We start from the raw sequence: 13,895 nt of genomic DNA, 5'->3' as shown, positions 1-13,895 counted from the left end.
CGTACGCGCAAGGTCCCTGAGCGGCCGCCTCCGACGTGAGGCGCCCGGGGGCGAAGGAGCTGAATGTCCGTGAACGACGCGCCCGCCGGTAGCACCGGCGGGCTCTCCGAGCTGCCAGAGAAGATGCGGGTCCACGCCCTGGCCAAGCTGCTGGGCACGGCGAGCCGCGATGTCCTGGCGACCCTGGTCGGTCTGGGCCAGGAGGTCCGTAGCGCCCAGTCCAGCATCACCCGTGCGACGGCCGAGCAGGTCGTCGCGGCGCTGCGCCCGGTCACGGACGCCGCCGGGGCCACCTCCCCGGACCCCACTGACGGGGCCGAGCCCGCCGCGGCGGAGGCCGCCCCCGCGGCCGACACGCCGGACGCCGCACTCGCCGAGGCCGTGGCCGTACTCGACATCGAATCGGCCGACGCCGGGGACGCGACCACCGAGGTCCGGGCGAACCCGTTCGACACCGGTTCCGGTGCTTCCCGGGGCGGGTCCGCGCCCGCACTGGCGCCGGTCTTCGCCGTCCCGATGTTCCAGGCCCCCACCGCCCAGGGCGCCGCGCAGACCGCCCCGGCGGCCGCCGAGCCCGCCGTCGACGACGCGGCCGAGCAGCCCGGTGGCGAGGACGGCACCGACGGCGGCCCCCGCCGCGGCCGTAAGAGCCGCCGTCGCAAGGACCGCGACACCGACACCACCGCGTCCCCGGCCGCGGACTCCGGGGCCGCCACCCCGGCGGCCGACGACGCCGACCCCGACGGGACCACCGACGCCGACGACCGGGGCGACGGCTCCGACGACGACGGCGAGGACGAGAACGGCAACCGCCGTCGTCGCCGCCGGGGCCGTCGTGGCCGCGGCCGCGGCAAGGGCGGCGAGGACTCCGGCGAGGACGGCGACGACTCGGAGGACTCCGACGAGTCCGGTTCCGAGGACGCCGGTTCCACCGGGGCCGACTCCGAGGACTCCGACTCCGACGACGCCGACGACTCCGACGAGCAGTCCCCGGGCGGCTCGCGCCGCCGGCGGCGCCGTCGTCGTCGCGGGGGGTCCGACGTCGAGGACCGTTCCGAGGACGACCCGCCCAACACCGTCACCCGGGTCCGCGAGGCCCGGAGCGAGTCCCGCCAGGACTCCGGGTCGTCCTCCGACGACCAGGTCCAGGGCGTGCGCGGCTCCACCCGGCTCGAGGCCAAGCGCCAGCGCCGGCGGGACGGCCGCGACGCGGGCCGCCGCCGTCCGCCGATCCTGTCCGAGTCGGAGTTCCTGGCCCGGCGCGAGTCGGTCGACCGCCAGATGGTGATCCGCCAGCGCTCCGACCGCACCGAGATCGGCGTGCTCGAGGACGACATCCTCGTCGAGCACTTCATCACCGGCGGCAACTCCGGCAGCTCGATGGTCGGCAACGTCTACCTCGGCCGCGTGCAGAACGTGCTGCCCTCGATGGAGGCGGCCTTCGTCGACATCGGGCGCGGCCGCAACGCCGTGCTCTACGCCGGTGAGGTCGACTGGGACGCCGCCGGCCTCAACGGCAAGGCGCGCAAGATCGAGCAGGCGCTGTCCTCCGGCGACCAGGTGCTGGTGCAGGTCACGAAGGACCCGGTCGGCCACAAGGGTGCCCGGCTGACCACGCAGATCTCCCTCGCCGGCCGCTTCCTGGTCTACGTGCCCTCCGGCGGCGCCGCGGGGATCTCCCGCAAGCTGCCCGACACCGAGCGCAAGCGCCTCAAGGAGATGCTGAAGGAGATCGTCCCGGCCGACGCCGGTGTGATCATCCGGACCGCCTCCGAGGGTGTCTCGCACGAGGCCCTCGAGCGCGACGTCCGCCGCCTGCAGGCGCAGTGGGAGGTCGTCAAGGAGAAGGCGAACAAGACCGGCCCGGGCGCGCCCAAGGCCCCGACGCTCCTCTACGAGGAGCCGGACATGCTGGTCAAGGTCGTCCGCGACCAGTTCAACGAGGACTTCTCGAAGCTGATCGTGTCCGGCGCCGACGCCTGGGACACCGTGTCCGGCTACGTCGGGCACGTCGCGCCCGAGCTCACCGACCGGATGCACCGCCACACCGGCCCGTCCGACGTCTTCACCGAGTACCGGATCGACGAGCAGCTGCTCAAGGCGCTGGACCGCAAGGTCTGGCTGCCCTCGGGCGGCACCCTGGTGATCGACCGGACCGAGGCGATGACCGTCGTCGACGTCAACACCGGCAAGTTCACCGGCTCCGGCGGCAACCTCGAGGAGACCGTCACCCGCAACAACCTGGAGGCGGCCGAGGAGGTCGTCCGCCAGCTGCGGCTGCGTGACATCGGCGGGATCATCGTCGTCGACTTCATCGACATGGTGCTCGAGGCGAACCGGGACCTGGTCCTGCGCCGCCTCACCGAGTGCCTCGCCCGGGACCGCACCCGCCACCAGGTCGCCGAGGTGACCTCGCTCGGCCTGGTCCAGATGACCCGCAAGCGGGTCGGGGGCGGGCTGCTGGAGCACTTCTCCACCACCTGCGAGCACTGCCGCGGGCGGGGCGTGATCGTCTCGACCGACACCGGTCCGGACCACCAGCACGGCCGTTCCGGCAACGGCGCGCAGCACGGGAACGGCTCCGGCAACGGGAACGGCAACGGCGGCGGATCCGGCAACGGGTCCGGCTCCGGGAACGCCGGCAACGGCGACTCCGACGGCGGCGGGCGTCGCCGTCGTCGCCGCGGTGGCAACGGCAACGGCGAGTCCGGCAACGGCGAGTCCGGCCACGACGCCTCCGGGAACGGGGACGCCGACCGCCACGACGCCGACCGCCACGCGCCCGACCGCAACGGCTCCGGGCACCGCAACGGTGCCGACCGTGCCGGGGACCGGGACGGCTCCGGCGACACCGGGCGCGTCGACGCCGCCGCGGGTGCCGCGGCCGTCGCCGCGGGCAGCACCCCGAAGGGCGACGACGGCGCGGCCGCCGGGTCCACCGGGGTCTCCGTGCCGGCCACGGCCGACACCACCGTCACCGACGCCGCACCCGCACCGGCCCCGGCCGACGACGAGACCGTCGTCGCCGAGCCGCGCGGTGAGCTGACCGGTCCGGCCGCCCCGGTGGTCGCCGAGCCCACCGGGGCCCCGCAGGCCGCGACACCGGCCCAGGACGTGGCCCCTGCCCAGGACGTGGCCCCGGAGCCGGCGGGGACGACCCCCGCCGCCCCGGAGCCCGACGCACCCGCACCGCGCCGCCGCCGGGTCAGCCGCTCCGCCGGCGCCCCGGTCCGCGGTGGTGAGGCGGTGGTCATCACGACCGCCTCGACGCCGGAGGAGTCCGCTCCGCCGGCGGCCACGGCGGCACCGGCCGACGCGGGAACGGCGGCCGCTCCGGCCGTCGCCGCGCAGCCGGAGCCCGCCGCGGCCGTCACCCGTACCCGCCGTCCACGCCGGGCGGCCTCCCGTCCGGCGGGTCCGCCCCAGGACGGAGGGTGACGGCGACCCCGGCGGAGAGCACTCCGACGGGGTCGCGTAACCTTGACCGACAGAAGCCACGCCTCTGCACACGACAGTGTTCGGCACGGGGGCCGTGGTGTGCGCGCCGGGGACCGGCGCGAGCTGTGAAAGCCCGAGCGCACCAGATGCGCCCCCGATGTTCAGGAGTCGTGCGTCAGCGATGTACGCGATCGTCAAGACCGGCGGCAAGCAGTACAAGGTGGCCGTCGACGACGTGGTCACCGTCGAGAAGCTCGACGGTGAGCCCGGCGCCGAGATCATTCTGCCCGCCGTGCTGCTCGTCGACGGCGACCAGGTGACCACCGACGCCAGCGGCCTCACCTCCGCGGTGACGGCCACCGTCGTCGAGCACACCAAGGGTCCGAAGATCCGGATCCACAAGTTCAAGAACAAGACCGGGTACCACAAGCGTCAGGGGCACCGTCAGCCCCTGACGAAGGTCCAGGTCACCGCGATCGGCAAGTAAGGAGCCCGCGTCATGGCACACAAGAAGGGTGCGTCCAGCTCCCGTAACGGTCGCGACTCCAACGCCCAGTACCTGGGTGTGAAGCGTTTCGGCGGCCAGTCGGTCAAGGCCGGCGAGATCCTCATCCGTCAGCGCGGCACCGCCACCCACCCGGGTGTCAACGTCGGGCGCGGCAAGGACGACACGCTGTTCGCCCTCGCCGCCGGGACCGTCGAGTTCGGTTCCAAGCGCGGCCGCAAGACCGTGAACATCGTGCCGGCCGAGGTCTGAGCGACCCGCCAGCACAGCGACGCCGACGGCGGGTCACCCCGGTAACGGGGGGCCCGCCGTTCGTCGTGTCACCACCCACCGCGGCCCCGCCGCGGAACGACAACGACAGGAGCACCGTCATGTCCCGGTTCGTGGACCGCGTCGTGCTGCACGCGACCGCGGGTGCCGGGGGCAACGGCTGCGCCTCGGTACACCGCGAGAAGTTCAAGCCGCTCGGCGGCCCCGACGGCGGCAACGGCGGCCGGGGCGGCTCGGTCGTGCTCGTCGTCGACGCGGGTGTGCACACCCTGCTCGACTACCACCACCGCCCCCGCGCGGAGGCGAAGAACGGCACCCAGGGGCAGGGCGCGTTCAAGCAGGGCGCGAACGCCCCGGACCTGGAGCTGCGGGTGCCCGACGGCACCGTCGTGCTCGACGCCGGCGGCGAGGTCGTCGCCGACCTGGTCGGTATCGGCACCCGGTTCGTCGCCGCCGAGGGCGGACGGGGCGGGCTCGGCAACGCCGCGCTGTCCTCCGCCGCCCGCAAGGCCCCCGGCTTCGCGCTGCTCGGTGAGCCCGGCGACGAGGTCGAGCTGACCCTGGAGCTGCGCAGCCTCGCCGACGTCGGCCTCGTCGGGTTCCCCAGCGCGGGCAAGTCCTCGCTGGTGGCGGCCCTGTCCGCGGCCCGCCCGAAGATCGCCGACTACCCGTTCACCACCCTCGTGCCCCAGCTCGGCGTGGTCAGCGCGGGGGACGACACCTTCACCGTCGCCGACGTCCCCGGCCTGATCCCGGGCGCCGCCGACGGCCGCGGCCTCGGCCTGGAGTTCCTGCGCCACATCGAGCGCTGCTCGGTGCTGGTGCACGTCGTGGACTGCGCGACCTTCGAGACCGAGCGCGACCCGGTGTCCGACATCGAGGCACTGGAGACCGAGCTGGCGCACTACGCCGAGGCCCTCGGCACCAGCGCGCTGGGGGAGCGGATCGACCAGCGCCCGCGCCTGGTCGCGCTCAACAAGATCGACGTCCCGGACGCCGCGGACCTGGTCGACATGGTCCGCGAGGACCTGACCGAGCGCTTCGGCTGGCCGGTGTTCGCGATCTCCACCGCGTCCCGGGCCGGGCTGCGGGAGCTGAGCTTCGCGATGGCCGAGCGGGTCGCCGCGGCCCGTGCCGCGCGCCCGGAGGCCGAGCCGAGCCGGATCGTGCTGCGCCCGCGCGCCGTCGACGACACCGGCTTCACCATCACGCCCGACCCGGAGCTCGACGGCGGGTTCGTCGTGCGCGGGGAGCGCCCCGAGCGGTGGATCCGCCAGACCGCGTTCGAGAACGACGAGGCCGTCGGCTACCTCGCCGACCGGCTCGCCCGGCTCGGCGTGGAGGAGGCGCTCGCCAAGGCCGGAGCCGTCCCCGGCTGCCCGGTCACCATCGGCCAGGTCACCTTCGACTGGGAGCCGTCCACCCCGGCCGGCGTCGCCGCCCTGCTCACCGGGCGCGGTACCGACATCCGGCTGGAGGGCAACGACCGGGTCGGCGCCGCCGAGCGCAAGCGCGCCCGGGTCGCGCGCCGGAACCACCTGTCCGACGCCGAGCTCGCCGCGGGGGCCCGCTACTCGTCGGACCACGAGATCGAGGAGTGAGACCCGCGTGAGCACGCGCGCCGCACTGGGTGCGGCGAAGCGGATCGTGGTGAAGGTCGGGTCGTCGTCACTGACGAGCCTGACCGGTGGTCTCGACCCGGCCCGGCTCGACGCCCTGGTCGACGCCCTGGTGGGGCGCCGCGCCGCCGGTGCGCAGGTCGTGCTCGTCTCCTCGGGGGCGATCGCGGCCGGCCTCGCGCCGTTGCAGCTGCGCCGCCGGCCGCGGGACCTGGCGACCCAGCAGGCCGCCGCGTCGGTCGGGCAGCTGCTGCTCGCCCACGCCTACTCGGCGTCGTTCGCCCGGCACGGGCAGGGCATCGGGCAGGTGCTGCTCACCGCCGACGACATGATCCGCCGCTCGAACTACCGCAACGCCCAGCGCACCCTCGAGCGGCTGCTGCAGCTCGGGTCGCTGCCGGTGGTCAACGAGAACGACACCGTCGCCACCGCCGAGATCCGGGTGGGCGACAACGACCGGCTCGCCGCGCTCGTCGCGCACATCGTCGGCGCCGACGCGCTCGTGCTGCTCTCCGACGTCGACGGCCTCTACGACGGCCACCCGCGCGACCCCGGGACGTCGCTGATCACCGAGGTCGACGACCCGGCCGAGCTCGCCGGGGTCAGCGTCACCCGCCCCGGGTCGGGACTGGGCACCGGCGGCATGGCCACCAAGGTCGAGGCGGCCGCGATGGCGTCGGCGGCCGGGATCCCGGTGCTGCTGACCTCCGCCGACCGGATCGCCGACGCCCTGGCCACCACCGAGGACGGCCCGAAGGTCGGCACGGTGTTCCGCGCCGCGGGGACCCGGATGGGTGCCCGCCGGTTCTGGCTGCGGCACGCCGCCGACGTCCGCGGGGCCCTCGACCTCGACGACGGCGCGGTCGAGGCCGTCCGCCGCCGTCGCCGCTCGCTGCTCGCCGCCGGGGTGCACGGCGTGTCCGGTGACTTCGACGCCGGCGACGTCGTCGAGCTGCTCGCCCCCGGTGGGCGGGCCATCGCGCGGGGTGTCGTCTCCTACGACGCGACCGAGCTGCCGCACATGATCGGCCGACGGACCCGCGAGCTGCCGCCCGAGCAGCGGCGCGAGCTCGTCCACGCGGACGACCTCGTTCTGCTCTAGACGGCGGCAGGGGCACAATGCCCGCATGTCGGCCGACCGCGCCCGTTCCGCGCTGGTCGCGTCCCTGGTCCGCGACGGCCGGGTGCGCACCCCCGCGGTCCGCGCGGCACTGGAGACGGTGCCGCGCCACCTGTTCCTGCCCGCCCTCGACCCCGGCGGGGCCTACAACGACGTCGCCGTCCCGATCAAGGTCGACGACGGCGTGACGGTCAGCTCGGTCTCCCAGCCGTCGATGGTCGCGATCATGCTGGAACAGCTGGAGGCCGGGCCGGGGCACCGGGTGCTGGAGATCGGTGCGGGGGCCGGCTGGAACGCGGCGCTGCTGGCGGAGCTGGTCGGTCCGGACGGGGCCGTGACCACCCTCGACATCGACGACGACCTGGTCGCCGGGGCCCGGGCGAACCTGGACGCCGCCGGGTTCGACGGCGTCGACGTCGTCGTCGGGGACGGGGCGCTCGGGTACCCGCCCGCCGCGCCCTACGACCGGATCGAGCTGACCGTCGGCTCCACCGGCGTCCGGCCGGAGTGGGTCGCCCAGCTCGCGCCCGGTGGGCGGCTGCTGCTGCCGCTCACGGTGCGCGGCAGCCAGCTGTCGGTGGCGTTCGCCCACACCGCCCCGGGACGGCTGCACTCGCGGTCGGTGCGCAGCTGCGCGTTCGTCCGGCTGCGCGGGGAGGGCGCCGACCCGGGCGCCGAGGTCGCGCTTCCGGACGGCCGGTGGCGGGTGCAGCCCGCCTGCGGCTCCCACGACGCCGACGTCCCGGACCCGCGGGCGCTGGCCCGCGCGACCACCGGTGCGGGCACCGACCGGCCGGTGGCCGCGGCGGGCACGGTGGCGGACCTGTGGGACGGGCTCGGGCTGTGGTGCGCGGTCGCGGACCCGGGGGTGGTGCGGCTGTTCGGCCCGGCCGGGGGCGGGGTCGCACCGGCGCTGTTCGACCTCGGTGGCGTCCGCGCGACGCTGGGCCTGGTCGCGGGCGACGGGTGCGCGGTGCTGCTGGGGGACCCGGAGGCGACGGTGCGGGCCTGCGGGCCGGACGGTGACCTCGCCGCCGAGCGGCTGGCCGGGCTGGTCGCGGGGTGGGTCGACGCGGGCCGGCCGCACGCGGCGGACCTGCGGATCGAGGCGGTCGTCCCGTCGCTCGCGGGTCCCGGTGGCGGGGCGGAGCGCGGCTCCGGTGGGGACCGGGCCGGGCCGGGGGACGTGGTGGTGGACGGCGCGGGTACCCGGCTGACGCTGCGCTGGGGTCCGGCCACGGGCTGACACGCGGGGACACGGCCCGGAGCCGGGCCCGGGGCGACACGGTCCCGCACCGCTGCTGCGGCGCGGAGCCCGTGGCCCGGTGCCCCGGCCCACCGGCGTCCCCGGGCGGGCCGCCGGCGGACCCCGGGCCCGCCGGCGGCCCGCCCGCGGTGACCGGGGCACGGTGCTCACCGGGACCGGGTCGTCCGCTTCGGACCCGTCGTCTTCGTCGTGGTCCGCGGCGCCGCGGTCGCCCGGGGAGCCGGGGTCCGCGCGGCGGTGGTCCGAGGTGTGCCCGGGGACCGGGCGACGACCGTGCGGTGGTGGTCGTGGTCGTCGTCGTCGAGCGCGGAGACCGGCACCCACCGCGGCCCGGCCGGTGACACGACCGCCTCGGGCGCCGGGCAGGCGGCCGGGTCCACCTCCAGGTAGTCGTCGCCGTCGGCCTCCAGGACCCCGCACACCTGCCGTTCCGCTCCGGTCGAGCAGGCGGTCAGCGGGGCCCCGGCGACGACGACCAGTGCGAGTGCGGAGAGCCAGGTCGCGGTCCGCACGGCTCAGACCTGCTCGACGTCGAAGTTGACCAGACCGCCCTGGATCTCGGTCACGGTCGCGCGGACGTCGATCGAGTCCTCGCCGGAGGTGACGCGGCAGCCGACGGCCTGGCCGGTGGTGGGGGCGAGGTCGCCGTCGCAGGTGGTGGTGTCGATCGGGACGCCGGCGTTCTGCGCGACGAGCGAGCCGACGGTGTCCTGCAGCAGGGCCTTCGGCACCGGGCGGGGCTCGGTGGTGATGTCGAAGGAGACGTTGTCCCCGTCGACGGCGGTGACGGTGACGACCGCGCCGACCGGCTGGCCACCGGAGTGGAACTCGCAGGTCTGGCTCGCCCCGACGGTCGCGTCGAGGTCGGTGGCGCAGTCGGCCTTCCCGTTGTCGAGGGAGACGCCCTGCGCGCCCAGCTTGCTGACGATCTGCTGCTCGACGCTGTCCGCCGGGACGGAGGCGAGGCTGCAGGCCGTGGTGCCGAACAGGACGGTGCCGGTCGCCGCGGCGACCAGGCCGAGCCGGGCGAGGCTGCGCAGGGTGGCGTTCATGGTGTCTCCTCGGGTGGTGGCCCCGGCGGCCCGGGCGGCCGGTGGGGCGAACACCACGAACTCTGCGGTGGGCCACTGGCAATCCACTTGCAGCGGCCTTGCAGGGTCCTGCACGCGGTCCCGCGGAGCGCGGCTCAGGCGCTCCGGCCCACCACCCGGGTGGCGACGGTGCCGCCGTCACCGAGCTCGTCGAGGACCGCGGCGATCGCCGCCCGTCCACCCGCGACGCCCTCGGTGAACGCGGTGGCGTACCGCTCCGCCGAGCCGCCGAGCGCGGCCCGGACCAGGGCGACGTTGCGCTCGGAGTCCTGCGGGTCCATCTCCTCGGGCCGGTAGCCGACCTCGCCGCCGACCGCGGACACCGCCCCCAGCAGCCGGGCGCCCCGCGCTCCGTCGCCGGACTGTCCCAGCGCGCCCGCGAGCGTGTGCACCGCGACCAGCCAGGACGTCACGTCGGGTTCGCCACCGAGGAACCGCACGAGCGACCCCGCCTCGTCCAGCGCAGCCGGATCGCCGCGGTCGAGCAGGGTCTTCACCAGGTGCCAGCGCGAGGACCCGTCGGCGAACCCGTGCCCGGCCCGCCGCGCCACGGCCACCGCGGACCGCAGCACGTCCAGCGCCGTCGCCGTGTCCCCGCCGAGGCGCGCGAGGTGCCCGGCGGCCATCAGCGTCTCGGACTCACCGGGGCCGTCCCCGGCCGCGCGCGAGACCGCGAGTGCCTCGCCCAGCAGGGCCTGCGCGGCCGCCGGGTCGGCCGGCGCGGCCAGGTAGGCGCGGAACGCCAGCCCGCGGGCGACCTTCGTCGGGTGCCGGGCCGGGTCCATCCGTTCCAGCCCGGCGGCGACGTCGGCGGCCGCACCGGCCGGGTCGCCGGCCAGGTAGCGCAGGGGACCGGAGGCGAAGTGCGCCAGCCCGACGGCCTCCGGGTCGGCGTCCGGCCCGGCCGCGGCCAGCGCGGCGGTGGCCCACCCGATGCCCTCGGCGACCCGGCCGAAGCGGTACCAGTACCAGCCCATCGCCCCGGCCAGGCGCAGCGCGTCGTCGACCGCGGCGGCACCGCCGTCGGCCAGCGCGGCACCGAACGCGGCCCGCACGTTCGGCTGCTCGGCGCGGACCCGCCCGAACCAGCGGGCCGCGTCGTGGCCGAGCCACGCGGCGTCGGCCTCGGTGACGACGTCGAGGACCCAGCGCCGGTGCGCGGTGCGGGCCGCGGTGCGCGCGGCGTCGTCGAGCAGGGTGTCGCCGAAGGCCCGCAGGGTCTCCAGCAGCGCGAACCGGCGGGGGCCCGGCGCACCGGTGTCGACGCCGACCAGGGACTTCGCGACGAGCGTGGCCAGCCCGTCGCGGACCGGCACCCCGGCGACGGCGGCGGCCGCGGCCGCGTCGAACCCGCCGGTGAACACCGACAGCGCCCCGAACAGCCGCCGGTCGGCCGGGCCGAGGTCGTCGACCGACAGCGCGATGGTGTGCTCCAGGCTCCGGTGCCGGGCGGGGGTGCCCCGGCCGGCCCCCACGAGCAGGGAGAACCGGTCGTCGAGGGCGTCGGCGATCTCCCCGACCGACAGGGTGCGGCTGCGGGCGGCCGCCAGCTCGACGGCCAGCGGGAGCCCGTCCAGCCGGGCGCAGACCTCGGCGACGCGGGCCCGGTCGTCGCCGGTGGGGGCCGCGCCGGGGGCCGCGGCCGACGCGCGGTCCAGGAACAGCTGCTCGGCCGCGGCGGAGGACAGCGGCGCGAGCTCCAGCAGCTGCTCACCGGGCAGGTCGACGGGCTCGCGGCTGGTCGCGACCACCCGCACGCCGGGGCACGCGGGCAGCAGCGTGGTGAGCAGCTCGGCGACGGCGTCGAGGACGTGCTCGCAGTTGTCGAGCACCAGCAGGCCGGGGGCGCCGGCCAGGGCGGCGGCGAGCTGGTCGGCGCCCTGGGCGGTGAGCACCCCGGCGGCCTCGGCGACGACCGGGGCGAGCAGCGCGCCGGAGGTCCCCGGGGCGAGGTCGGCGAGCTCGGCCCACCACACCGGACCGCCCGCGTCGGCGGCGAGCGCCAGCGCCACGCGGGTCTTGCCCACCCCGCCGGGGCCGACGACGGTGACGAGCCGGTGGGCGTCGAGGGCGGCGCGCAGCCGGACGAGGTCGTCGTCGCGGCCGAGCAGCGCCGTCGACGGCACCGGCAGCGGCCTGCGGGTGGTCCCGGCGGCGGGCGCCGGGGCGTCGGCGGCGGGGGCCCGGCGCAGCAGCTCCGGGTCGTGGGCGAGCACCGCCCGTTCGGTCGCGGCGAGGCCGGGCCCCGGGTCGACGCCGAGCTCCTCGGCGAGCAGGTCCCGCGCGGTCCGCAGGACGGCGAGGGCGTCGGCCTGGCGCCCGGCGCGGTAGAGCGCGCGGGCCCGCAGCTCCCACGCGCGCTCGCGCAGGGGGTACTCGGTGGTGAGCGCGGCCAGGTCGTCGAGCAGCGTCACGTCCTCGCCGGTGGCGAGCGCGGCGGCGGCCCGGTCCTCGCGGATCCCGGCGCGCAGCTCGGTCAGCGCGGCCACCTCGGCGGCCAGGAAGGCACGGTCGGCGAGGTCGCCGAACGGGGTGCCGTCGCCGGTGGCCAGCGCCAGGTCCAGCACGGACACCGCCTCGTGCGGGCGTCGCTGCGCCAGCGCGGTCGCGCCCCGGGCGGCGAGCTCGCGCATCGCCCACACGTCGACCTGCTCGGGCCGGAGGGCCAGGGTGTAGCCGCCGCTGCCGCGGACCAGCACCGTCGCGGCCCCGCGCGCCGAGCGGCCGGGCTCCAGGACACCGCGCAGCCGGGCGATGTAGGTGTGCAGCGCCTGCTTCGCGGCCTGGGCGGGTTCGGAGTCCCAGACGGCGTCGATGAGCAGGTCCTCGGTGGCCGGACGCCCGGCGGCGACGACGAGCGCGGCGAGCAGGGCCCGCGGGCGCGGCCCGCCGAGCCCCAGGTCGTCGCCGTCACGGCTCGCCCGCACACCTCCGAGGACCGAGAGCTGCAGTGACGACGCCTGCGGGGGGACCGCCTCCGCAGGCACGGCAGGACCGGACATGCCCCGACCCTACGAAGATGATCCGGATCTCCGGAATCATCTGCCCTGATGATGCGTGGCCGGTCAGCCGCGCGGCTCCAGGTGGACCAGCGGGATCTCGCGGGTGGTGCTGCGCTGGTAGCCGGCGTAGTTGCGGTACTTCCCGGCGATCTGCGGCCAGAGCGTCGCGCGGTCGGCCGGGTCGGCGATCCGGGCGCGCATGGGTACGCGGGGCCCGCCCTGCACGGCGACCTCGACGTCCGGGTCCGCACGCAGGTTGAGGAACCAGGCGGGGTGGCGGTCGTCGCCGCCCCGGGAGGCGACGACGACGTAGCTCCCGTCACCGTGGACCGGTGCCGTCAGCAGCACCGTGCGCGGCTCGCCGGAGCGCCGGCCGCGGGTGGTCAGCTCGACGACGGGCATCCCCATCGCCGAGTGGCCGACCTTCCCACCGGTCAGCCGGATCAGCAGACGGTGGCCCGCGTTCATGGCCTTCAGCGCGATGTCGGGTGGGTTCACGACCCCGAGCCTACCGGCGGGTAGCCGGGCTCGTCAGCTCGTCGCGACCTTCTCCAGTGCGGGCCGCAGCCCGTCGAGCAGCCAGCCCACCGACACCACGTTCGGCGCCTGCAGGGCGATGGCCTGGTCCAGCGTCACCGGTGTGTAGGTGCCCTGCCGCACCGCTCGCACCCGGCGCACCTGCTCGTCGCCCTCGAACCTCGCGCGGTCGGTCGGCCCCGCGAAGGTCATCAGGAGCAGGTCGGCCTCCGACAGCCTGCCGACCTCTTCGTAGGACACCCCCACCGTGCCCGGGGCCAGCGCGTCGCTCGCCGGCGCGTCCCGGAACGACGCCGGCACCTCCAGACCCAGCGACCGCAGGAACACCGTGGACTGGTTCTGCTCGCCGACCACCATCGGCAGGATCTCCCCGCGGGCCTGCCCGTAGAGGTAGGTCCTCCCGGCGAGCCCGGGCAGCCGGTCACGGGTCTCGGCGATGCGGCGGTCCGCCTCGGCGACCAGCGTCTCGACGGCGTCCCCGCGGCCCAGCGCCCGACCGATCTGGCGGGCGTCGTCCTGCATGGAGGAGGTGTACAGGCCCTCGGCGTAGGTGACGGTCGGCGCGATCCGCGACAGGGCCTCGTAGCCCGCCCGGTCGCTGATCTGGAACGCCGAGACCCCGAGGACCAGGTCGGGCCGGAACGCCGCGATCTGCTCCAGCGGCAGCGTCCCGTCGGGCTCGATCGCCAGCACCTCGGGCGGTAGGGGGTCGAGGTAGGGGAGCACGGGACCGCTGTCGCCGGAGCTGCGGACCGCGCCGACGACCGGTGCGCCGACGGCCTGGGCGACGGCCAGGTCGTTCATGCCCAGCGCGACGACCCGCTGCGGGGGTGCGGGCACCGTCGTCTCGCCGAAGGCGTGCCGGACGGTCACCGGGAACGCGGCCCCGTCGGACGGCGTCGCCGGGGTGGTGCCGGTGCCGCCGGGGGACGCGCCGCAGCCGGTCAGGACCAGGGCCGCACCGAGCAGCGCCGCGAGCAGCGTGGTTCCACGGTGCCTCATCGTTCTCCTCAGGTAAGGTGAGGCTCACCTTATATCAGAGAACA

Annotated in this window: 11 protein-coding genes; 6 read left to right on the top strand and 5 right to left on the bottom strand. The window is 76.2% G+C overall.

From position 1 onward, the window contains the following. Positions 1-63 precede the first annotated feature (63 nt). From AC0GKK_RS06865 to AC0GKK_RS06840, 6 genes are all read left to right on the top strand, one after another. Complete coding sequence (locus AC0GKK_RS06865; RefSeq protein ID WP_489883415.1) at positions 64-3,438, top strand: translation initiation factor IF-2 N-terminal domain-containing protein; 3,375 nt, start codon at positions 64-66, stop codon at positions 3,436-3,438. A 181-nt stretch (positions 3,439-3,619) separates the two neighbouring features. Further along, positions 3,620-3,925, top strand: coding sequence for a 50S ribosomal protein L21 (gene rplU / locus AC0GKK_RS06860; protein ID WP_020624746.1), 306 nt, complete (start codon positions 3,620-3,622; stop codon positions 3,923-3,925). 12 nt (positions 3,926-3,937) lie between these two features. Continuing rightward, positions 3,938-4,195: a 50S ribosomal protein L27 gene (gene rpmA, locus AC0GKK_RS06855; protein ID WP_020624745.1), complete on the top strand. Its 258-nt coding sequence runs from the start codon at positions 3,938-3,940 to the stop codon at positions 4,193-4,195. A gap of 119 nt (positions 4,196-4,314) precedes the next feature. Continuing rightward, positions 4,315-5,814 (top strand): GTPase ObgE, encoded by a 1,500-nt coding sequence (obgE, locus tag AC0GKK_RS06850; RefSeq protein WP_346107640.1) that lies wholly within the window; start codon positions 4,315-4,317, stop codon positions 5,812-5,814. Positions 5,815-5,821: 7 nt separating this feature from the next. Next, positions 5,822-6,934 (top strand): glutamate 5-kinase, encoded by a 1,113-nt coding sequence (gene proB, locus AC0GKK_RS06845; RefSeq protein ID WP_251784729.1) that lies wholly within the window; start codon positions 5,822-5,824, stop codon positions 6,932-6,934. Between the two features lie 25 nt (positions 6,935-6,959). Further along, positions 6,960-8,198, top strand: a complete 1,239-nt coding sequence (locus tag AC0GKK_RS06840) for a methyltransferase domain-containing protein (RefSeq protein WP_489883414.1) — start codon at positions 6,960-6,962, stop codon at positions 8,196-8,198. Between the two features lie 167 nt (positions 8,199-8,365). Here AC0GKK_RS06840 and AC0GKK_RS06835 read toward each other — a convergent pair whose 3' ends face one another. From AC0GKK_RS06835 to AC0GKK_RS06815, 5 genes are all read right to left on the bottom strand, one after another. After that, complete coding sequence (locus AC0GKK_RS06835) at positions 8,366-8,731, bottom strand: hypothetical protein (RefSeq protein WP_489883413.1); 366 nt, start codon at positions 8,729-8,731, stop codon at positions 8,366-8,368. 3 nt (positions 8,732-8,734) lie between these two features. Then, on the bottom strand, positions 8,735-9,271 hold the full coding sequence (locus tag AC0GKK_RS06830; RefSeq protein WP_251784726.1) for a DUF4333 domain-containing protein: 537 nt from the start codon (positions 9,269-9,271) through the stop codon (positions 8,735-8,737). Between the two features lie 134 nt (positions 9,272-9,405). Further along, entirely contained in the window at positions 9,406-12,312 is a 2,907-nt protein-coding gene (locus AC0GKK_RS06825) for an ATP-binding protein (protein ID WP_489883412.1), read from the bottom strand. A gap of 63 nt (positions 12,313-12,375) precedes the next feature. Then, on the bottom strand, positions 12,376-12,780 hold the full coding sequence (locus AC0GKK_RS06820; protein ID WP_062404411.1) for a nitroreductase/quinone reductase family protein: 405 nt from the start codon (positions 12,778-12,780) through the stop codon (positions 12,376-12,378). A 63-nt stretch (positions 12,781-12,843) separates the two neighbouring features. Next, the gene (locus AC0GKK_RS06815) at positions 12,844-13,851 is read right to left on the bottom strand and encodes an ABC transporter substrate-binding protein (RefSeq protein WP_489883411.1); all 1,008 of its coding nucleotides are present in this window, start codon (positions 13,849-13,851) and stop codon (positions 12,844-12,846) included. Between the last annotated feature and the right edge of the window lie 44 nt (positions 13,852-13,895).

The sequence above is a fragment of the Pseudonocardia sp. P-1 genome (genome assembly GCF_058111925.1).
This window is presented reverse-complemented; position numbering and strand designations above follow the sequence as displayed.